General features: G+C 63.0%; 18 protein-coding genes and 1 tRNA gene. 5 read left to right on the top strand and 14 right to left on the bottom strand.

The window, feature by feature from the left end:
- The first annotated feature begins 113 nt into the window (after window positions 1–113).
- Window positions 114–1,667 (top strand): PucR family transcriptional regulator, encoded by a 1,554-nt coding sequence (locus CXY71_RS11470; RefSeq protein ID WP_104135734.1) that lies wholly within the window; start codon window positions 114–116, stop codon window positions 1,665–1,667.
- A 7-nt stretch (window positions 1,668–1,674) separates the two neighbouring features.
- On the opposite strand, the gene CXY71_RS11475 is transcribed toward CXY71_RS11470, so the two are convergent.
- Window positions 1,675–2,352, bottom strand: coding sequence for a hypothetical protein (locus CXY71_RS11475; protein WP_104135735.1), 678 nt, complete (start codon window positions 2,350–2,352; stop codon window positions 1,675–1,677).
- Window positions 2,353–2,420: 68 nt separating this feature from the next.
- On the opposite strand from CXY71_RS11475, the gene CXY71_RS11480 reads away from it, so the two are divergent.
- Window positions 2,421–3,296: an acyl-CoA thioesterase II gene (locus CXY71_RS11480; protein WP_104135736.1), complete on the top strand. Its 876-nt coding sequence runs from the start codon at window positions 2,421–2,423 to the stop codon at window positions 3,294–3,296.
- A gap of 8 nt (window positions 3,297–3,304) precedes the next feature.
- Here CXY71_RS11480 and CXY71_RS11485 read toward each other — a convergent pair whose 3' ends face one another.
- The 7 genes from CXY71_RS11485 to msrA form a co-directional block, all read right to left on the bottom strand.
- On the bottom strand, window positions 3,305–4,015 hold the full coding sequence (locus CXY71_RS11485; protein WP_104135737.1) for a zf-HC2 domain-containing protein: 711 nt from the start codon (window positions 4,013–4,015) through the stop codon (window positions 3,305–3,307).
- Window positions 4,012–4,521 carry a sigma-70 family RNA polymerase sigma factor gene (locus CXY71_RS11490; RefSeq protein ID WP_104135738.1) on the bottom strand — a complete coding sequence of 170 codons (510 nt, stop codon included), beginning with the start codon at window positions 4,519–4,521 and terminating at the stop codon, window positions 4,012–4,014. The genes CXY71_RS11485 and CXY71_RS11490 overlap by 4 nt, the downstream gene beginning before the upstream one ends.
- A gap of 103 nt (window positions 4,522–4,624) precedes the next feature.
- On the bottom strand, window positions 4,625–5,095 hold the full coding sequence (locus CXY71_RS11495; RefSeq protein WP_104135739.1) for a thioesterase family protein: 471 nt from the start codon (window positions 5,093–5,095) through the stop codon (window positions 4,625–4,627).
- A gap of 11 nt (window positions 5,096–5,106) precedes the next feature.
- Window positions 5,107–6,789 carry an energy-dependent translational throttle protein EttA gene (gene ettA / locus CXY71_RS11500; protein WP_104135761.1) on the bottom strand — a complete coding sequence of 561 codons (1,683 nt, stop codon included), beginning with the start codon at window positions 6,787–6,789 and terminating at the stop codon, window positions 5,107–5,109.
- A 5-nt stretch (window positions 6,790–6,794) separates the two neighbouring features.
- Window positions 6,795–7,346 (bottom strand): hypothetical protein, encoded by a 552-nt coding sequence (locus CXY71_RS11505; RefSeq protein ID WP_233198262.1) that lies wholly within the window; start codon window positions 7,344–7,346, stop codon window positions 6,795–6,797.
- A gap of 35 nt (window positions 7,347–7,381) precedes the next feature.
- Window positions 7,382–7,912 carry a single-stranded DNA-binding protein gene (locus CXY71_RS11510; RefSeq protein ID WP_104135740.1) on the bottom strand — a complete coding sequence of 177 codons (531 nt, stop codon included), beginning with the start codon at window positions 7,910–7,912 and terminating at the stop codon, window positions 7,382–7,384.
- A gap of 207 nt (window positions 7,913–8,119) precedes the next feature.
- The gene (gene msrA / locus CXY71_RS11515) at window positions 8,120–8,644 is read right to left on the bottom strand and encodes a peptide-methionine (S)-S-oxide reductase MsrA (protein WP_104135741.1); all 525 of its coding nucleotides are present in this window, start codon (window positions 8,642–8,644) and stop codon (window positions 8,120–8,122) included.
- A gap of 140 nt (window positions 8,645–8,784) precedes the next feature.
- Here msrA and CXY71_RS11520 point away from each other — a divergent pair, with 140 nt between their 5' ends.
- Together CXY71_RS11520 and CXY71_RS11525 are read left to right on the top strand one after the other, a co-directional pair.
- Entirely contained in the window at window positions 8,785–9,015 is a 231-nt protein-coding gene (locus CXY71_RS11520) for a DNA mismatch repair protein (RefSeq protein ID WP_104135742.1), read from the top strand.
- Window positions 9,016–9,114: 99 nt separating this feature from the next.
- Window positions 9,115–9,879, top strand: coding sequence for a hypothetical protein (locus tag CXY71_RS11525; protein ID WP_104135743.1), 765 nt, complete (start codon window positions 9,115–9,117; stop codon window positions 9,877–9,879).
- A gap of 80 nt (window positions 9,880–9,959) precedes the next feature.
- On the opposite strand, the gene nadE is transcribed toward CXY71_RS11525, so the two are convergent.
- From nadE to CXY71_RS11565, 6 genes are all read right to left on the bottom strand, one after another.
- Window positions 9,960–10,781, bottom strand: coding sequence for an ammonia-dependent NAD(+) synthetase (gene nadE / locus CXY71_RS11530; protein WP_104135744.1), 822 nt, complete (start codon window positions 10,779–10,781; stop codon window positions 9,960–9,962).
- Window positions 10,782–11,119: 338 nt separating this feature from the next.
- Window positions 11,120–11,195, bottom strand: a tRNA-Arg gene (locus tag CXY71_RS11540).
- Window positions 11,196–12,826: 1,631 nt separating this feature from the next.
- The gene (locus CXY71_RS11550; RefSeq protein WP_146072811.1) at window positions 12,827–14,251 is read right to left on the bottom strand and encodes a choice-of-anchor G family protein; all 1,425 of its coding nucleotides are present in this window, start codon (window positions 14,249–14,251) and stop codon (window positions 12,827–12,829) included.
- A complete protein-coding gene (locus CXY71_RS11555; RefSeq protein WP_104135748.1) occupies window positions 14,248–15,039 on the bottom strand; it encodes a hypothetical protein in 792 nt (263 codons plus the stop codon). Before CXY71_RS11555 ends, CXY71_RS11550 begins: the two co-directional genes overlap by 4 nt.
- Window positions 15,036–15,617, bottom strand: a complete 582-nt coding sequence (locus CXY71_RS11560; protein WP_104135749.1) for a signal peptidase I — start codon at window positions 15,615–15,617, stop codon at window positions 15,036–15,038. Before CXY71_RS11560 ends, CXY71_RS11555 begins: the two co-directional genes overlap by 4 nt.
- Window positions 15,618–15,641: 24 nt before the next feature.
- Window positions 15,642–16,355, bottom strand: coding sequence for a SipW-dependent-type signal peptide-containing protein (locus CXY71_RS11565; RefSeq protein WP_104135763.1), 714 nt, complete (start codon window positions 16,353–16,355; stop codon window positions 15,642–15,644).
- Window positions 16,356–16,806: 451 nt separating this feature from the next.
- Between CXY71_RS11565 and CXY71_RS11570 the strand changes: the two genes are divergently transcribed.
- The gene (locus tag CXY71_RS11570) at window positions 16,807–19,584 is read left to right on the top strand and encodes a LuxR family transcriptional regulator (RefSeq protein WP_158253069.1); all 2,778 of its coding nucleotides are present in this window, start codon (window positions 16,807–16,809) and stop codon (window positions 19,582–19,584) included.
- Window positions 19,585–20,403: the final 819 nt, after the last annotated feature.

Raw genomic sequence — 20,403 nt, forward strand, 5'->3', positions numbered from 1 at the left:
CGGCCTCGCGGCACGATGCCAATGCCGTAATGCTAGGCAACGCCAGGCCGTCACGACATAACCAGGTTGTATAGTTGGGGACACCGTACTAGCCAACTTGTATAAGGCCCGTCATGCTCCCCACCCTGCGTCGATTGCTCACTGACCCAAAGCTCGGCCTGACTCTCCTCGGTGAGCCCGAAGCGCCCCTGCTTGAGCGAATCGTGGAGTGGGTGCACAGCTCCGACCTCGTCGACCCGACCCCGTTCCTGTCCGCCGACCAGGTGCTACTGACCACGGGCACCCAATTCGGCTCCGATCCGAAAGCGGATGTCGACTACCGCCCCTATGTGCAGCGTCTGCGTGATCGGGGCATCGCCGCGCTTGGTTTCGGTACTGAAGTCATTCGAAACGGCACCCCGGAGGGGCTGCTCGCCGCTTGCCAATCGCTTGGCCTTCCCCTGTTCGAGGTGCCGTATCGCACGCCGTTCATTGCAGTGGCCCGCACGGCCGGCGATCTGGTGGCCGAGGATCGCTACGCCGGCGCGACCTGGGCGTTGCGCGCGCAGCGGGCCATCGCGCTCGCCGCGCTTCGCCCCGACGGCCTGAGTGCGACCCTCGCTGAGCTGTCGAATCAACTGGGGCATTGGGTCGCGCTCTTCGATGCCAGCGGCACCCTCGACCGGGTGTTTCCACGGTCAACGTTCACCTCCGCCGCCGGCATGCTCGGGACCGTGCAGCACGAGGCCCGTCGCCTGCTCGCGCGCGGCCAGCGCTCGAGCAGCAGTGTCAAGGCCGGCGGCGAGACGCTAACCCTACAGACCCTCGGCGGGCACGACCACCTGCGCGGTGTGCTGGCCCTGGGCGGACCGCGTGCCCTCGACCAGGCCAGCACCGAGGTCGTCACGAGTGTGATCGCCCTCGCCGGTCTCGCCCTTGAGCAGAACAACGCTCTCGATCGCGCGCAGGGGTTGCTGCGTTCCGGGCTGATGCACACCCTGCTCGGTGGTGACCAGAAACTGGTGGACCAGATTTCCCGACAGATGTGGGGTGCACTTCCGGTCGAACCGGTGCTGGTCGCGGTCGTGGACGTGCCGGACGCGCGCCGCGATGCGATCACGGAGTATTTGGAGCTCCGCGTTGACGACTCCCCCGGGCAGCTGTTTTTCGCCCGCCAGGAGGAGACCATCGTGCTGTGTCTGCATCTGGCGGGCGCCGGCATCCTCGTAAATCTGTGTACGCTATTTGAGTTGCACGCCGGTCTCTCGGAGCAGACCGAGTATCGCCAGCTGCCTCGGGGCCTCGACCAGGCCCAGCAGGCGCTCACCCGTGCGCGGGAGGGCGCCCCGGGCGTGACCGGCTTTGACGTCGTCGCACGGCAGGGCGTACTCGCGCTGCTGGCCAGGACGGATGCCCACGAGGTTGGCCTGGCCACCCTCGCCCCGGTCCTGACCCACGACCAGACCCACGGCACCGAGCTTCTCGCCACCCTGCGCGCCTGGTTGCTCTGCAACGGGCAGTACGGTGCCGCTGCCGACCAGCTCGGGGTGCACCGGCACACGGTGCGCGCCCGCATTCTGCAGGCCGAACTGTTGCTCGCCCGCGACCTGGGGTCGTTTCCAGCGCGCGCCGACGTCTGGGCGGCCTTGCTCGCCACCGACAATGCTGCGGAGAATCCGAGCCGCTAACCCGAGATCAGGCCTGGAGAGTCCAGGGCTTGCGCCGCACCAAAACGTGACCGCGACTCGTGCTGAGACGGGTCCACAGGCCCGACTCGTAGAGCTGCACCGGTTCGTCGGCGGCGAGAAAGCCGAGGCTGAACGCGGCAAACCCGGCGCCGGTCGGCACGAATTCGAGTCCGTCAACCTGACGGCCCCAGACCTCGGCGCGCACTCGTTCGACGATCATTTCGCCGGTTCCTTCCGGAATCGCCGCAGCGACCTCGTCGATGCCGGCGCGGGCGGCGGCTTCGAGACGCGCGGCCGTCGTCTGCCCGTGCCGGTCCCAGCCCCCCTTGGGCGGCGAAATTCCGGCCCAGGTCACGGTGTTCACCTCGAGGGGAACGGTCACCGTCACCGGGAGGGTCAGGTCGCTGGTCGTCGATTCGAGCCGTTTGAGGCGCTCAATAAGGGAGCGCACCGGCACGACCTTGTCGAGATCGACCGGCGTGGTCAACGCGAAGGTGCGTAGGCCAAGCACGGTCGGGCTGGTATCGAGCAGGCCGCGCGGGTAGAAGATCGCGGTGTATACCGCGATCACCCCGTCCGATGCGATCAAGCGCACGGAACCATCGAGAACGCGACCGGACCGCGACAGAAATACAATCAGATCGCTGAGGGACTGGGAATCGGTAAGAGTGAATGACTGGCTCATCACCTTCTAAACTACCAAGATGCGTCACGACCGTTGGCCGCGCACGCAAACTTGCCCGAGGAGACAGCATGCACAAGCCGACGGAAGGCCTTCTGGCTGTTCTCGATCTGACCGACACCGGAGCCCGCACCAACGAAGATATCTTTACCGGCCCTTCCCAGTGGATGCCTCTGGGTCGCGTCTTCGGCGGGCAAGTGCTGGCCCAGTCCCTCGTCGCCGCAATGCGTACCGTACCCGATGAACGCCACGTGCACTCGATGCACGGCTATTTTCTGCGCCCCGGTGATGTCAATCAGCCGATCACCTTTTCGGTCGAACGCATTCACGACGGACGCTCGTTTTCGACCCGCCGCACCCAGTGCTATCAGGACGGCGTACCGATCCTGTCGATGATTGCCTCGTTCCAGGACGCCGACAAAGGCCTGGAACACCACATCGAGATGCCGACCGACATTCCCGACCCGGAAAGCCTGCCGACGGCATCCGATTCTCTCGCGCACATCGACCATTCGGTGGCGCGTTACTGGGCCAGTGAGCGCCCCTTCGACATGCGCCACGTTCCCTCTCCGATCTACCTCAAGGTCAACGGCGAGCACACCTCGCGTCAGGCCGTGTGGATGAAGACATTTTCGCCGCTGCCCGACGACCCCGACCTGCATCGCGCCGCGCTCGCCTACGCCAGCGACTACTCGATCATGGAACCGATCATGCGTCGGCACGGCGTCGCCTGGGCCTCGCCAGGCCTCAAAGTCGCGAGCCTCGACCACGCCATGTGGTGGCACCGCTTCGGACGCGTCGACGAATGGTTGCTGTACGTGCAGGATTCGCCAAGCGCCCAGGGCGGTCGCGGCCTCGCCACCGGCAGCATCTTTAGCCGCAACGGCGTGCTTCTGGCCACCGTGGCGCAGGAGGGCATGTTGCGCGTGCCCATCATTCTCGAATAGTTCAGTAGCTACCAGCTCGGTTTGGACTCCAGCAGCACGCGCTCGTCGGGCATCCAGCGAATGTCCACGCTCGCAATCGCGTCTTCGGCGACATTCATGGTACCCACGGCGGTGATCGTGGTACCGGGACCGGCAATCCAGCTGGCAACCAGGCTCTCGTCCCCGGCGGTGTCGGTCACGAACAGGGCGTAGGGCTGCGGTCCGAAGTCGTTGCCGCTCTTGGCATAACTGCAGTTCGCGTCGATGCGGGTACCCCAGTTTTCGCCCGTCAGGCGAAAGCTCGCGGTGAGCGGACTCGGAACGACGGCGGTCATGGCGACGGCCGGTTCCCTGGCACTGGTGACTCGCTGGTCCAGCCAGCCAGGCACAATCAGGGCAGCGGATGCCGCAATCGCGGCGGCCGTCAGCATGGCCCCTACCGTGAGCAGGCGAGCCCGCCGGGAGCGGGCCCGGGCCGCTGCCAGCAGCCGGGGCAGCAGCTCGGCGGACGGCGATGTGCCCGAATCCACTGCCGCACCGGGCGCATGACCGAGCTGCACCGCTTGATCCAGGGGTACCAGGGCGAGCAGCCCGGGCAGCCCGGCGAGGTGGGCGACGGCCTGACTGCAGGCGGCGCAGTCGTTGAGGTGCCGTTCGTAGTCTCGTCGGTCGCCAGGCGAGAGCGCGCCGAGTACGTAGACGCCGTCCCAGTCTGAGTATCGGTCGGCAGGACTGTTCATCGCTCCGTCACTCCTCGCTCTTGCAGTGCGAGGCGCAGAGCTCGCAGACCATAGTGCAGCCTGGATTTCACGGTTCCTTCGGGAATATCCAAATTTCGTGCGGTCTCCGCGACGGACTGGCCTTGATAGTAGGCGCAGACGATGACTGCCCGATGATCGAGCGAAAGGTCGGTGAGGGCATCCGCTATCAGCCAGGCATCGAGTAAGGCGTCGGTTTGATCGTCGGTGGGCAGTTCGGGCAGCTGGTCGGTCGGCATCTCATGCCGGGCCCGGGCCGAGCGTCGATCGTCGATCACCAGGTTTCGGGCCACCGTGAACAGCCACGCCCTGGCCGACACCTCGGTCTGATCGAGCAGGCGCGGCCGGCGCCAGGCGCGCAACAGGGTCTCCTGCACCACGTCATCGGCGAGGGCGGTGTCATGAGTCAACCGCACTACATAGCGCCACAGAATAGGCCCGTGTTCGTCGTGAAGGGCACGCAATAGTTCGGCACGCTCATCGGCCACGGCCCACCTCCCCCGCTTAACACGCAGTGGACGCGTGTGTGGTTCAGTACAACAACGGTTTATTCACGGAAACTCTAGCCCACGTTCTGCCCTGCGGGACGGGTCAGTGCCGGGCGAACTCGATCGGGTCGTCGAGGTAGGGAGTCCAGGCGGCGCGTTCGGTGTCGTTGATGCGGCGCGGGCGTTCGCTCGTCGCATCGACGAGCACGATGGTCGTGCTCGCCCGCGCATACAGAACCTCCGGCATGACGCTCTCGGGGCTGTACACCTCATAGCACACGTCGAGGCTCGCGCCACCGAGCTTGCCGATCCAGAGACGAACGTCGAGCGGCTGACGCAGGTAGGGCACCGGCGCCAGATACTCGATCTCCTGCCGGGCGATCAGTGTCAGGGTCGCCGCTCCCGGACGTCCGTCGAGCACGGCCGTGCTCGCGCCGATCGCCCCCTCGTCTTCGGTCACCCAGAAGGCCAGGATGCGCGCCTCTTCCAGCAGGCGCAGCATCTCGGAGTTGTTGACGTGACCGTAGGCGTCGAGGTCGGACCAGCGCAGGCGGATCGGTACGTGCAGCTTCACCTTTTTATGTCCTAATCGCGAGTGAGCTTGCGGTAAGCGGAACGGTGCGGCTTGGCCGCATCGGGGCCGAGACGCTCGATCTTGTTCTCTTCGTAGGACTCGAAGTTGCCCTCGAACCAGTACCAGTTGGCTGGGTTGTCGTCGGTTCCCTCATACGAGAGGATGTGCGTGGCCACCCGGTCAAGGAACCACCGGTCGTGCGTGATCACCACGGCGCAGCCGGGAAACTCGAGCAGCGCGTTCTCAAGCGACCCGAGCGTTTCGACGTCGAGGTCGTTAGTGGGCTCGTCGAGGAGCAGCAGGTTTCCGCCCTGCTTCAGGGTAAGAGCAAGGTTCAGACGGTTGCGCTCACCACCGGAGAGCACGCCGGCCTTCTTCTGCTGGTCTGGACCCTTGAAACCAAAGGTCGAGACGTAGGCGCGCGAGGGAATTTCGGTCTTGCCAACCTGGATGTAGTCCTGGCCGTCGGAGACAACCTCCCACAGGGTCTTGTTCGGATCGATGCCGCCACGGTCCTGGTCCACGTAGGAGATGTTGACCGTGTCACCGATTTTCAGCTCGCCACCGTCGAGTGGTTCCTTGCCGACGATGGTCTTGAACAGGGTGGTCTTTCCCACACCATTCGGGCCGATAATGCCGACGATGCCGTTGCGCGGCAGGGTGAAGCTGAGATTGTCGATGAGCAGGCGCCCGTCGAAGCCCTTTTCGAGCTTGGTCGCGTCGATGACCTGGGCACCGAGCCGCGGGCCGACCGGAATCACGATTTCTTCGAAGTCCAGCTTGCGGGTGCTCTCGGCGGCGGTGACCATCTCCTCGTAGCGAGCCAGGCGGGCCTTCGACTTCACCTGACGGCCCTTGGCGTTGGAGCGCACCCACTCAAGCTCGTCGGCGAGACGGCGTGACAACTTCGCATCCTTCTTGCCCTGCACGAGCAGTCGTTCCTGCTTCTTTTCGAGGTAGGTGGAGTAGTTGCCCTCGTAGGGGTAAAGGTGTCCGCGGTCAATTTCGGCGATCCACTCGGCAACGTGGTCGAGGAAGTACCGGTCGTGGGTGACGGCGATCACGGCGCCGGGATACTTGGCCAGGTGCTGCTCGAGCCAGAGAACACTCTCGGCGTCGAGGTGGTTAGTGGGCTCATCGAGCAGCAGCAGATCGGGCTTTTGCAGCAGCAGCTTGGTCAGCGCTACCCGGCGCTTCTCACCACCGGAGAGGTTGGCGACCTCGGAATCGCCCGGCGGAGTGCGCAGGGCGTCCATGGCCTGCTCGAGCTGGGAATCGAGGTCCCAGGCATCCGCTGCATCGATGGCTTCCTGCAAAATGCCCATTTCGGCGAGCAGTGTGTCGAAGTCGGCGTCGGGTTCGCCCAGGGCAAGGCTGATCTCATTGAAGCGGTCGACCTTGGCCTTGATCGGCCCGACGCCCTCCTGCACGTTTTCGAGCACGGTCTTGCTCTCGTCGAGCTGCGGTTCCTGCATCAGAATACCGACGGTGTAGCCCGGGGAGAGTCGCGCCTCACCGTTGCTGGGGGTGTCCAGACCCGCCATGATCTTGAGAATGGTGGACTTTCCGGCGCCGTTGGGGCCAACCACACCAATCTTGGCACCGGGAAAAAAGGACATGGTGACGTCGTCAAGAATCAGCTTTTCACCGATCGCCTTGCGAGCGCGGACCATTGAGTAAATAAATTCGGCCATAGTGTTCACCAGTCTATTTGTCGACTAGACCCAACCAGACACAAACCGGTCGACAGGATCGGCGCGACCACGCTGTGGAAGCCGTCGCTGGCCGGGCCGATCTGACCGATCAAGCATTCGCCGGCGAAGCGCACGGAGAATTGCACAGAGTCGGCGACGAGATTGGCCTGGGTACGATCGAAGGTCACTTCCATCGCGCTGCGGTCAAACCCGCCTTCGACGAGGGCGTCGATGTAGGCGCGACCGTCAGCAGAGGGGTCTGCTTTGGTTACCGCCGCGGCCAGAAAGTTGAAGTAGACCAGATTCTCTCCCGCGGTTCCGGTCGGTACCAGCGCCGGGTCGGGTGCTGGCGTGGCCGAGGGTGTCGGTGTCGCCGGAGTGGCGGGAACAGCGGTCGTAGTGGCGGGTTCTGCCGGGACACCGGTACACGCGGTCAGGGTGACGCCAAAGATCAGCGCAGCGCCCACCATGGCAGCGGAGAACCGCGAGCGGCCGGCGCGCCGACCGACCGCCCTCACAACGGACTGATCCTGCGGATGTGGTTCTGCCAAGCTCACGTACTGCCTCCCCCGGTCCACGTGCGTGGACGATGTTACGAGTCTAAACGCGCAAACGAATCACGGTCGGCGTCGGTCGCGTCCGGAACGAAACCGTCTGCAGAACCATCTAGTTGCCTGAAGTCATCCTCGTATGCGGTGGCCGATTCGGCAGATTCGGCGGATTCGGCCGGTTCCGACTCGGTCTGCTCCGATTTAGCGCGGGCCGGTAAGCCAGCGCGAACGGGCGTTGTGGTGTACCAAGCTAGGTCATGGCCAATGGCGTCAGCGACGATATCGACATCCGTTCCTGAGCGTTCCGCATTCGTCCAGTTGCGAACGAAGAGCTTGCCCGTCACTACCACATGCTCGCCCTTGCTGAGCGACTGGGCCGCATTGGTAGCCAGGTGGCGAAACGTACTGACGGTGTACCAGCTGGTGTTGTCGTCGACCCATTCGTCCTTTGCCCGATCGAAATGGCTCTGGCGAGACGCCAGACGAAAGGATGTGATCGGGGCTCCGTTTTTGGCAAAAGTGCGGCGGGGAACGGTGCCAATGACTCCGGATATCGTGATGCGCTCGCTCATGGTTTCTCCCGGCACGATGTTCGCGTGAACACGATCGCTGGGCGCCGAACAGGGAGCCGACGCACGCGGCCCGGGAACAACAACTCGTGCCAGTCTTCGTTGTTCCCGGGTCGCACACTGCGAGTGTGCCGCCCCACGACACAGTGGTGGGGCAAGTCGTGCGAATCCGTAGAGAATTCCCGCTCTCGAGGAGCTGTGGAGAAGAAGCTAGCCGACGAGATACTCGGAGTAGGACTTGCGAATCTTGTTGACCTTCGGCACGGCAACGGCCATGCAGTAGCCCTGTCCGGGGTTCTTGTTGAAGAAGTCTTGGTGAAGGTCTTCGGCTTCGTGGTAGTCACCGAGCGGTTCGATTGTGGTAGTGATGCCAGCGCCCCACCACTCACTTGCCCGCTCTCGGGCTGTCTCAAACAGCTGCTTCTGCTCATCGTCGGTGTAGAACATGGCCGACCGGTATTGGGTACCGACATCGTTGCCCTGCCGATTGAGCTGGGTCGGGTCGTGCAGCGTGAAAAACACGTCCAGGATGACGCTGGCTGGTATAACCTTCGGGTCGAAGGTCACCGCAACGGCCTCAGCGTGGCCGGTACGGCCGGTGCAGACCGCTTCGTAGTCAGGGTCGGCGGTGGTACCGCCGGTGTACCCCGAAACGACCTCGCTCACACCGCGTAAGACCCGATAGACAGCATCGAGACACCAGAAACATCCACCTGCGATCACAAAAGTTTGCACTCCTCCACCCTAACTCGTCCAGCGTCGCCCCCGCAGGATGCTGCGTCATTGCTGCCGCCTGTTCGCCGAAAGCGGATGTCGGTGGTCGCCCATACGGTGGAGGAAACACCAGCGGCCGGCCGAATTCAGAAGGAGCAATCATGACATTTCTCATCGCACCGATCGCCAGCATTCGTGGCCGTGATTTCATCGCAGTGCGCGAGGGATTGTGGCGCGTCGTCGATCCGGTTGGCGCTGTCATCGGCTATCTCGAACGCCGGGCCGGCGTCGACGGTGAGCGGTATAGCGCCCGAAGAATCGTTTTCGCGACTCGCACGCGTGATCTCGGCGCGTTCTGCCGCATCGAAGACGCTATCGATTGTTTCCGTTAATGCTAATCGCTGCCGCATCACACCCATTGGTCCCAAATGAGTGGGGGCACGCCGAGGCTGGTCCCGCAGAACAGAAACTGCGCGGATAAAATCCTCGACATGGAATGGTGGAATAGCTTCGTAACCTGGCTCACAGACGTCAGCACAGAACCTGTGGTTTTCAGTGCGATCGTCTTCATTGGTGCGATTGTCATCGCCAGCGTGCTGGCGGCGTTGATCTCCCGGGGGGCCGTCAAGCGGCTCCTCACCCAACGGGATCGGGAGATCAAGGTGGCCGCGATCGCCGCCCTCGTCGATGCCGCCACCGAGGCATCCGTTTGGAATTCGCTGACCCCGCAGGAACAGGTCATGAGCGACCGGGCGGTCGGACAAGCCGACATTCAGGTTCGACTGCTGCCGATCCGCGGGTCGGGCATCGCCGCGAACTGGGCCACCCACGAGTTGTACGAGCTCAAGCGCACCTCGGCCACATTCGGATACCAGCTGGAACCGGCTTTGGTCGAGTTTCGCGACCGCTTGGTGGAGTGGCAGAACAAGCCTGGGCGCGCCCGCAAAATCTTCCAGGGCGATCTCGATCGTTGGAAAGCCCAGAACTCCGGCGCCGAGAAGAGCCTGCTGGCCGAGCAAGACGCGTGGGTTGCCCAGCAGCACCACGACCAGCACAGTGCGGCAGAACCCGCGCCCGCACCGGTGCGAGCGGCACCGCTCACTCCTGCGGCGGTCAACCGTGCGCCGGCATCCACTTCGACGGCGGCTGCGGCCGACGCATCAACGGAGACCCAGCGTCTGCTCGACGACGTGAACAAACTCGAGGTGCGCAGCACAGACCCGCTCACGCGTTCGTCCTCCGCACCGACCATCTAGAGGTCAATCAGCACAACCTGAACGAGCCGGTCGGCGCTGTCGCAGCGCTGACCGGCTCGTTTTTTGTCGCGCTGGGACGCTTATCGCCACCAGTCGTCAAACAGCGCGGCGGGCATCCGACGCTTGTGTTCCGTGCTGAGGTAGCGTGCTTCGATTGCCTCGGCCACTTCGTCGTCGACCGGCTGACCCTCGAGAAAATCATCGATGTGCTCGTACTGCAGTCCCAGATTCGCTTCGTCGCTCTGACCGGGCGTGTGGTCGAGCAGATCAGCGGTCGGGTCCTTCAAATAAAGCCGTTCGGGGGCCCCGAGCTCTATCAACAGGGCGCGACCCTGGCGCTTGGACAGGCCGGTCAGCGGCAGAATGTCGGTGCCGCCGTCGCCGTACTTGGTGAAGAATCCGGTAACCGCTTCGGCCGCATGGTCGGTACCGACCACGAGCAGGCCGAGCTGGCCGGCGAGCGCATACTGCGCGATCATACGGGAACGCGCCTTGACATTCCCCTTGGTGAAGTCGGTCATCGCCACGTCGAGGCTCGCGAGAAATTCGGTTTCAAAACCCTCGACGGCGAGTTCAATGTTGAAGGTAGCCTGCGATTGCGGGCGGATGAATTCCAACGCGAGTTGGGCATCCGCTTCATCGCGCTGAATCGCGTACGGCAGGCGCACGGCGACGAAGGTGGCCGGGTGCCCCTCGGCGACGAGTTCATCGATGGCGAGCGAGCATAACCGGCCGGCCAGGGTGGAGTCCTGACCGCCACTGATGCCGAGCGCCAGGCCCGCAGCACCGGTGCGCTTGAGGTAGTCCTTGAGAAATTTCACCCGGCGGTGTACTTCGGCGGCAGGGTCGATGGTGGGTGAGACGTTGAGTTCCGCGATGATTCGCGCCTGGAGTTCTCGCATACTTGAATCTAGCAATCCTCGAGAATTAGCGCTGCCGCCTCAACCGGAAGACGCCGTGAGACCTTGGACTTCACGTCGATTCGCGCCACACTGAAGTCGGTAGTATCAACAACGATCGGGGTTAGTCCGAAATGGCGCAGTCAGACGAAGCACCGCTGGCCTTGACGATTGTCGGGCTCTTGTACCTGGGTCTCGGGGTGTGGAGCGCAGTGACCCCAGGCAATGTGCTTTTCACGATTGGGATATTGGGCTTGGGCGTTATTCAGACGATCTACTTTGGCCGAAGGTACGTCCAGCAGCGGCGCAAGCGCACGTCATCCCAATCAGTCCGCTAACGGTGGTGCCCCCGGTAGGAATCGAACCTACGACAATCGGATTAGAAGGCCGGTGCTCTATCCACTGAGCTACGGGGGCGAATTGTACATTGAAAGCCTACCGGAGGTCGGTGGAGACCCGGACATCCGCGTGATTACACGGGAGTTGCGGGTTCGTTGTGTACCGCCAGAGCTTCAAAACGGACATTTCGCTCAGGGAGCTCACAGATCATAGAATTAACTAGCCCTTTCCCGGAACAACCACAAGAGGGCCCACTCGAAGGTATACCTGCCCGTACTGTCGATTTCAGGCACACGGAGGGCATCATGACCAGGGCAAAGCGAAAAACGTCAAGCGCGCGTCATCAGGCGCAGGGTCATTCAAATGGGACGCAAAACGTGGGCTCTGGGTCGGACTAGAACGCTGCCACCCGGTCCAGACGGGAAAGCACGCGGCATTGCAGTGACCGTTGTAGATGAAAAGGCAGCCCGAGAAAAATTTGACACCGCACACGCAAAGATGAAGACCGGTATCGTACAGCGCACCCGGAATCCGACCCTAGCCGCGTATTTCGGGGAGTGTCTGGATACGGTGGCCATCCGTCCACGCACCCTCGATTCATAGCGAGCCAGCGTGCTGCTAGACATAATCCCCGCCATTGGGAAGATCCGAATCACGCAGCTCGGATGCGACGACGTATTAGAGATGACGCAGGGCATGACGAAACGCGGCCTTTCCTCCACAACCGCGCGGAACGCCCATCCGATCCTGAGCACATCCCTGAGCACATCCCTGAGCACATCCCTGAGCACATCCCTGAGCACATCCCTGAGCACATCCCTGAGCACATCCCTGAGCACAGTCCTGAGCGCAGAGGTCAGCCGGCGCCTCNGTCCTGAGCGCAGAGGTCAGCCGGCGCCTCGTGGATTGGAACCCGGCTACCGCGATCGAACGCCCGAAGGCAGCCGTAGTCAAAAACGCACGTGACCATTGCGCAAACAAATACTGTTATTGCAGCGGTGAAAGACGAGCGTCTAGCAGCCAGGTGGTTGCTGTTTCTGCTGACCGGATGCCAGGAAGGAGAGGGGCTCGGCCTTACGATCGATCGTGCAGACTTGACGCCCGGAAGCGAAACTCTCGACCTCGCCAGGCAACTTCAACGCCTCCCCTGGGCGTACGGAACAGGCTGGGTGGATCGGAACACAAAGAGGGCTGCGTGCGGCCGACTGCACGGCGCGGACGGCCCCGGCCGGCTTCGAGATGGAAGCGCTTGCCGGTGCACTCATGCTCACACGCCCAAAAAACTGCGAGCTCCAACGGGCGCGTGCCGCTCGCCTCCCGCTGCTCGAGGTGGTCGCCGCCGCCATGCGGCAGTGCTCATCGAACACAATCCGCTTGGCCTCATGTTCACATCGCCCGGAAATATTCGGCGGCTCGTCGGTAACCCGCTCTTTGACGGCGGGGCACCATGAAACCCCAGCGCGTGCAACCTCGGCTGGCACGCTGCTCTGGTGAAAGCCGGGATAGAAGCGCTTAGGACACCTGTCTATGCCCTCCGGTCCACCCGTCACTCCGCAACAACAGTGCTTTCAGCGATGGGGGTTCCACTGGCGGTTCGAATGCAGATGACGCTGCGTGAGTAGCCGGGCTCAGCACCGATCTCGATAGCCGTTGACCTTCGCGAGACATCACCTGAGCCCAAACCGCGCCGCGCCTAACGATCGACGGCGCTACTGCAGACGCGCATTCGCCCCGGCCGATGCCGTTGCGAAGGTGACTGTCGCGAGCTCCGATCCGGTCAAATAGCCGAGTAGCCCGATGCGCAGGGCGCTCACCCGATATTCGGCGCTCGACGCCGCAGTCGCGGCTGTGAACGCCGCTCCCGTTGGTGCATTCGGCTGATCGGGTTGCACGTTGACGGTGAGTGACAGCACCCCAGGAAGTGCCGAGAACACCCCGTTCAGGGTCGGCGTGAGCGCAGTGACCGTCGTGTTCAAAACGCTCGTCAGACTGTTCAAAGCGGCATTCAGGGTATCCAGCAGCCCGGTGAGCACGTCCAACTTCGCTTTCTGCAATTCCTTCGAAATTGCCTCCGTCCACGCCGTGACCAGGGTGGTGACCTGGGTAATGGCGCTCTGGACTTTGGTGGCATCGAGGCCGAGCGCCGTGTTCGGCGCCTGATCGTTCAGACCTGACCTCATCACACTTGCCAGATCCATCGTCACGGTGCCCTCGCTGAGATTGACGGTCATCGTGTCGGTTACTATTACCGGGTTCTCTAGCAGCGCCCTGGCCGCCACGACTGACGTGTGAGACGGGAGAATTGAATCCTCAAAGGACAACACCGTAGAAGTCGCGCTCGCGAGAAGGTCTACCAGCACCGGTACCTGTGTCACCAGGTTGAGGCTCGCGATCTCATAGTTCCGCACGACGCCACTCACCGTGCCGTCGCCCCAGATCTCGCTTTCGAGCGCCGTGCACCAGTCCAGCTGCGCCGACGCCGCAACCGCCCCGATCAAGAGCGAGGCGCTCGCGACTCCGGCAGGAAGCACCGACGCCAGATTGAGGCTCGCTGCCGTCGGTAGCTGCGTATCCTGTGTCGTCGGGGTGAAACCGATGCCGCCCGAATTATTTAGGAGACCGGATGCCCCCGCTGACGACCCCGTGTTGCTCACCTGGGCATATTCACCGAGCATGCCAGCCGCGCCTGCCGGCAGTGCCGTGGTCAACCCTGTCAGATCGAGCACATCCTGTTGCAGCACAGACACCGTGAGCGGGTTCGTGAATGTGTCAGTGGTGGTATCGGGGTCGTTGGCGTCGGGGTGCTGGGCTGAGGTCGGCGTTACCTGTGCCGCGGTATCGCCGTTGCGTGTGGCCTGCAGCCCGTTGATACCCACGACGGGGCCCAGGCTCGCATCGGTCAGGGTCGCATTCAGAAACTTGCCCGACGCCGTGCTCGAATACCCGGTGTCCGTGCCACAGCTGACCAGGTCGGTACCGAGTGATCCCTGGGCCCATTCGGTGTCGGTCCATGAGGCCACGCTCAGTGCGATGGTCGGCGGATTGGTCGCGGCAAGCAAAGTCGCGACCACGGCCAGGCCGAGCACGGCCGCCCACGCTGCCCGCCTGCGGGGTCGGAGTGAGTGCCCGCTCATCGCACAACATCGTCTGCGGCTGGCATTTCGGCGAATCGACGGATCATTGAGACAACAATGCCGAGTGCGAGGACACCGACTGCGACAAGAACCAGAGCCAACGCATCGATCCCGGTCAGGGCAAGATTATCGCCGCCACCCGCCGAATACGACCCGCCCGGTGTTTCCATTGCCTGCCCAGTCGACGAGTTGTCCCCCGCGGCGGTCAGGCCGATTCCAACTTCACCGCTTAGCCCCATGAGATCGTTGTCGGCCGTCTCGGGCGCGACGTTGAGAGACAGTGCCACGAGCAGGTATTTTCCGCGGGCTTCAGAAATCCCGGCCAGGTCGTAGAAGCCGCTGACAGACGAATTATCGTCAAGGGGTGTGGCCACAAGCACGTGTTCCCGCTCGTTGGTGCAGCTCGGCGTGGTCTCAAGGTTCGTCCACGGTTCGCTGCAGCGGTCGATCACGACATTCAGGCCGCGTGCGTTGATGGCGAGGTCGCCGCTCTTGCGAATCTCCAAAACAAGGGATCCAGTGAGGCCCTGGGTCACGGCGGCGCCGATCTGCCAGTACACCGGTTTGCCCGGCGTCAGATTGAGAACCACATCGTGGGGCAGGCTCGAGGTCAGCTCCAGAATCCCCGGCTGCGACACGGTCGTGACGGTCTGGATCACAGCGACGGCGCGCACCGACAACAGGCCCAGCCCACTCACCACGGCCACGGCGGCAACAAGAGCTACCGCCAACAGGCCGCGCCGGCGCGCCGGAGCGATCCCTCTCGTTGCCGTGCCGCGGACTGTCACCGTGTTTCCTGACGTTCTCTCGTTGAGTTGATGCTTTCCTGCCGCGAATCAATCACCGCTGCCTCGCGCTCTGGGCGCGACGGCCAGAAGGCCCAGACGATGGCGAGTGTGATCAGCAGGGTGGTGACGCCTATGAACAGGGGGGATTGCATTGTGCGCAGAGCAAAGCCGAATCCGGGAAATCCGATCACGGCCCGCTGCACGGTCTGCACGATATAGGCATCGCGGTCGACCGAGGCATTGGCATCACCCTGCAAGGTCAGTGCGCGAGCGGATACGTCCCCTGAAATTTCCTCGATACCCACGATCCGGTGGGTAACCGGCAGATCGTACCCGGGCCGGGCAACCGTCACGATATCGCCAATGACGAGGTCGGCCGCTAGAACATCTTCTTCGACCACGATCGCCGATCCGGTGGGCAGACCAGGCGCCATCGACCCGGTCAACACGACCACAATCGAAAGCGAAAAAATACGGGTCAGCACGAACCCGACGATCGACAAGAGTCCCGCCACACCGGCGAGGGTGAGCAGAACATCCTTGACGATTGCGCCGGCATTACGACGGGGCAGTCTCACGCGTGGCATCGTTATATCAGCAGGTTAGCTCGAGACGGCAGAGAACTCCCAGGCCGGCGCAACAGTACGCCCCTGCAAGTTGAGACTCTGATTGGTCTGGGCGTTGCTCGGCAGGGTGACCTTGAAGCAGTAGTACTGCGTGTTCGCACTAGCCGCTGATAGGGCCTGCGCGGCGGCTCCGCCCGTGGTGCTCAGCGCTCCGTTAGCGATCTCCGTAATAACAGGAGTAGTAGTGGATACCACAGTGCTGGCATCGCAGGTGAACGCCGTTTCCGAAACCCACACTTGCAGCGTGAGGGCACTCCACAGGGCAGCACTCGCGTCGACGACGGTGACACCGGCCGCGGCAACGGCCGGCTCCAGCATCAGATTACCGGCGACCGAGTTGGTGACCGTGCGCAGGGCGACGGGAGCGTAGACCGAATCGCCGGGAGTGAGGCTCAAAGCGCCAAGACCAAAGGTGAGCGCCTGGCCCGGGTTCGCTTCGTCCTGAACGAAAACGGCCGTATTAAAGGGGGAGGAGCTGACATTCTGCTCAACCTCAAAGATGGACGTTCCAACGCCAGCGCCGGTACCACCGGCACCACCACCGAAGACCCATTCGGTGTCGGTCCACGCGGCCACGGTTGCCGTCGTTCCAAGACCGAGTACGGCACCACCGGCCAGAATAGCCATAATCTTGCCACGCCTGGCGCGCTTGCGTGCCAAACGGCGGGCGGGTGTGATGTGTAATTTCATGCTGTGTCCTTTGGTTCGACTGGTTTGGTTCGACTGGGCTAATTCGATGTAACGAAGCAGGCTGATCAGTCCGGTCGTCGATCGTGCAGCCACCCACGTTAGGTGAGGTTTTTCGGCGGGAGGGTCGTTTCACGCCGAATCCAGTACCTCAACCAGTCAACTGACGGGTAAATCAGTGATGCCACCTATTTATCCCAGTGGGGTTTTGGCAGAAACCCAGTAGCGCGGTGCGGGAACCCAGTAGACGACGGCTGCAAGCGCACGGAAGGCTGCAGGTATCGTGGAAAGAGCCCGCCGGGTTACCGTACGTGGTGGGGTCGAGATCCGTGGGGGCGGCATGAGGGTTGAGCGACACAGCACGGTATCGAACAATTCAGCTGCCTCGCCCCGCGTCATCGGGATCGATCGCCACCCGCATCAGATTGTTAACCGTCTGAGGTCGGAAACCAGTGTGGTGATCTTTGGGCCGCTCGGATTCGGTAAAACCCTCCTGATCGACAGCGTCGCGCGGCGCCTGAGTGAGACCTCTCCGCGGCCCGTGCGCATCATTGGAACCATGGGTACCAGCAGCGAACCCTTCGGTTCCTTGCTCAGCGGGCCGAACCTCACCCTCGCCGAGGCGCTGGCCGGTGCGAGCGTGACCACCGGTCGAATTTTGAGCTATTTCCAGCAGGTTTGCGCCGTCGACCGGCCAATCGTTCTCGTTGACAATGCCCACCTGCTCGACGCCCACACCATGCGGAGCCTGAGCCAATTGGTGGCCACGCACGCCATCACGCTCCTCGCTGCGAGCGACCTGGCACCACACGCCGCCCTCCTGGCGATCGACAGAACAACCACACATCTGCTCGCTGAACTCTGGATCAAGGGCGACGTCGAGCGCATCGACCTGGAGCCACTGACCGCGCCTGAGTCTGCCGATTTGGTGCAAGAGTTCGCACCGGGCACGCAATTCGACCGCGTCACGCAAGCACTTTTACACGACCGCAGCGGCGGCTCCCGGGTCTTGCTCCGCGAGCTCACGGCCGAGGCCGCCCGGCAGCAGCCGCCCCTGTTCGACCTGAACCGCACCGCTTTCGCGTTCCTGGTGCTATCTCGGCGCATCACCGATTTGCTGACCCACCAATTGCTCGATCTGGCCCCGGCCCAACTCGTGACGCTCTCGCTGATTGCCGCGCTGCACCAGACGACGTACGCCCGGGCGCTGATGCTCAGCAACCCGGCTGATTTGAGCGACCTTATTCGGCGCGGCCATGTGCACCACCTGTCAGGCCAAGGCAACCACGTGCAGGGTCACACCATGCTCGCCGAGGCCGCTCTCGCCCAGATCGACAGCGCCCTGCTTCGTGAAACCACCGAACGTTTGGTGGGAATGTTACTTACAGACCGCAGCCATGGGCTCGCCACGACCCCCGCGGAGGCCCAACTCATCGCGAAGAGCTGGATTCAATGCTCCGACTTGGAACCCGGCGTATCGGAGAAATGGGGCCAGGCCGTCGTCGCCGATATTCTGCTGATGGCCGCCCGCCGCAGCCGCAGCGTCGGCCAGCCCGAGCAGGCACTCCTCTACGCCGGGCTGAGTCTGGGGATCGAACCAGGTCTCAAATCGACCATTGAGTATTCTCGTGCTCTGGCTGCCACAGGTCGATACTCGGCAGCCTTGGCCATCATCGCACCGGCCGATACGCTCGTCGTGAGACCGTCGGACGGCGTCAAGCTCGTGCGCTGGTTAGTTTCCCTCGCCAAGTTCTCTCCCCTGACTGCGGCGGAATACGCCGCGTTCAGCACCCGGGTCGCCGGTTGGCTTGCCGGCGATATCACCATGCGTGGCGAAGGCGAATATATTCGCCTCACCCAGGCCATGCAATGCATGGACTGGGTCCGGGTTGCCCGAGAGGGCGAGTTCATCGCCAACAACGCCGACTACAACGTCGTCACCCGCATTCGCGCGGCGTGCCTGAGCAGCATCGGCCACGCCCACGAAGGGCGCACCCAGCACGGCCTCGCCTTGCTCGAACTCGCCACGACCCTCAACCGCCGCGACCGCGGACAACGCAACGCCGACATTTACTCGAGTGAAGGCCTGGCCCTCGAAATCTTTCAGAGCAAGGCGGCCCTGCGCTGCATGAGCGGTCTCAATGTAGCGAGCCTCACGGACGAGTTGAACCGGTGGATCCTGGTCTCCGTCGCTGACCACGACTTAGGTAAGTTGGGCATTCTCGGGTTCATCTCTGCGCGGCTGTTGGATTTTCGAGGCGACACGGTCGGAACGGAGGCCGAACTACGAATGGCCCATGCGAACCTCATTAGATCCGATCCCTGCGGCTGGCTGCCCTGGGTGCAGAGCCTGCACGCGAGTTCCCTCGCCCGGATGGGACTCATGCAGGCCGCCGCCGCTAAAATGGCGTGCGCACAGGCATCCGCTGAGCCGACCGGCGATGACGCACTCTCGCAATTTGAGTCCGACTATTCCGACCTGCAATTCTTGATGCATTCGGGGCGAATCGTTGCCGCTCGCGGTCTGGCACATCGTCTACTCGAGTCGGCCGATGGACAGGCACCGCTGATCCGGTCATGGCTGTTCGATACCTTGGTCGCGCTCGGCGAACCCACCGCCGACATCGCGGTGCACCTGGAGCGAATCGCCGCAACGACGGACTCGCCTATCGTACTCGCGATGGCCCATCGCACGCGTGCCGCCGCAGCGATCGATGCCGAAGCGATGGACGGCGCGGCGAGCCACCTGGCCGAACTCGGTGCCTACGGAATGGCCGCCAGCGCCAGCATCCATGCCGCACGCCTGCACGAGCAACGGGCCGATTCGCTGTCCGAGCACCGGAGCCAGGCCCGGGCCCGGGCCGAACACTATGCGGCGACGAGTGGGTCTAGCGGTGAAGACCTGCGCCAAGCTCCGGAACGTAGCTCGCTCGACGCGCTCACCACGCGCGAACGCGAGATCACCACGCTGGCCGGGCAAGGTCTGAGCAATCGGGAGATCGCGACCAAACTGTATCTCTCGGTGCGCACCATCGAGTCCCACCTCTACCAGGCCCGCATCAAGACCGGGCAGAGCCCCCGCGGTATCGGGCGGGAGCCTGACCCTTCCCCCGATCTCAGCGATGCCTATCCCCTGGTCTCAACCGCCTCCGGTCCAGCGCAATTCGACACGCTTGCGCATGGTGTCGCGCGGCAGCACATCGACCACGGCCGTCACGGTCATGTCGTGTAGTTGCACCGGACGTCGACGGCGATGAGAAAAGCCGTTTCCCGACATCTCCCGGTCGCGATGCGCACGAGCAACTAGCGGGGCACGCGGGTCGCTGCGTCCCGGACCGGCCAGACGCGGGATACACCCAACGAACGAAGACCACCGTCGAGGACGAGATTCCACGTTTTTCCTCTGAGCCTGAATCTACCGGTCGGCCGGGGATGAGGTCTTGATTTCGTTCTGATTCTGCTTTTAAGCTGTGGGCGCGGTTGAGCGGTGGACCTCGATGCCTTGGGGGTGTCACTGGGGTTTCCGGTTGCGCCCGTTAGGGCGGGGTGATTCGGTGGCAACGCAGCCGGGCGGGCTGCAGGCGCGGATAAATAGTATGCTCCAGCCGTCTTCTCAGAACCAATGTTCGCGACATCCGCCAAACGGCAGCCGCGTAGAAGAAAAACACATCAGAGTGTCTCAAAAACTTGACGGGCGCCGTTGTCAGGATTGAGCCACGGCAAACAGTGGGCATTCATCGAGGCCATGGAACGCAGCGAGGCGATTGTGGACGTTGAAAACCAATCAGCGCAGCTACGATGACCTCGTCGGTTGCGGCGGTCGGTCTGGGGACACAGCGCTCATTAGAGGCTCTAGAGACAGCCCTGCACCTCCGTGGACCCCGGTCCAGGGTCACATGGGCCACGGTTGAAGATGCAAGCGAACCTTTGATTGTGTGTCCTATGCGGTGCTTCGGGACGAGAACGACTCGGGTGTTAACGCCAACTGAAAACAGGGCCAGAAACGCCAACTGAAAATAGGGCCACCAACCATCATGGAAGGTGATCAAAT

The organism is Cryobacterium sp. Y62, assembly GCF_002929785.1.
GTDB lineage: Bacteria > Actinomycetota > Actinomycetes > Actinomycetales > Microbacteriaceae > Cryobacterium.

Bases quoted from the DNA above. Each gene is read 5' to 3' on its own strand.
- CXY71_RS11470 (WP_104135734.1), top strand. From the start codon at position 114: ATGCTCCCCACCCTGCGTCGATTGCTCACTGACCCAAAGCTCGGCCTG.
- CXY71_RS11525 (WP_104135743.1), top strand. From the start codon at position 9,115: ATGGAATGGTGGAATAGCTTCGTAACCTGGCTCACAGACGTCAGCACA.
- CXY71_RS11510 (WP_104135740.1), bottom strand. From the start codon at position 7,912: ATGAGCGAGCGCATCACGATATCCGGAGTCATTGGCACCGTTCCCCGC.
- CXY71_RS11550 (WP_146072811.1), bottom strand. From the start codon at position 14,251: ATGAGCGGGCACTCACTCCGACCCCGCAGGCGGGCAGCGTGGGCGGCC.
- nadE (WP_104135744.1), bottom strand. From the start codon at position 10,781: ATGCGAGAACTCCAGGCGCGAATCATCGCGGAACTCAACGTCTCACCC.
- CXY71_RS11565 (WP_104135763.1), bottom strand. From the start codon at position 16,355: ATGAAATTACACATCACACCCGCCCGCCGTTTGGCACGCAAGCGCGCC.
- CXY71_RS11475 (WP_104135735.1), bottom strand. From the start codon at position 2,352: ATGAGCCAGTCATTCACTCTTACCGATTCCCAGTCCCTCAGCGATCTG.
- ettA (WP_104135761.1), bottom strand. From the start codon at position 6,789: ATGGCCGAATTTATTTACTCAATGGTCCGCGCTCGCAAGGCGATCGGT.
- CXY71_RS11520 (WP_104135742.1), top strand. From the start codon at position 8,785: ATGACATTTCTCATCGCACCGATCGCCAGCATTCGTGGCCGTGATTTC.
- CXY71_RS11485 (WP_104135737.1), bottom strand. From the start codon at position 4,015: ATGAACAGTCCTGCCGACCGATACTCAGACTGGGACGGCGTCTACGTA.
- CXY71_RS11480 (WP_104135736.1), top strand. From the start codon at position 2,421: ATGCACAAGCCGACGGAAGGCCTTCTGGCTGTTCTCGATCTGACCGAC.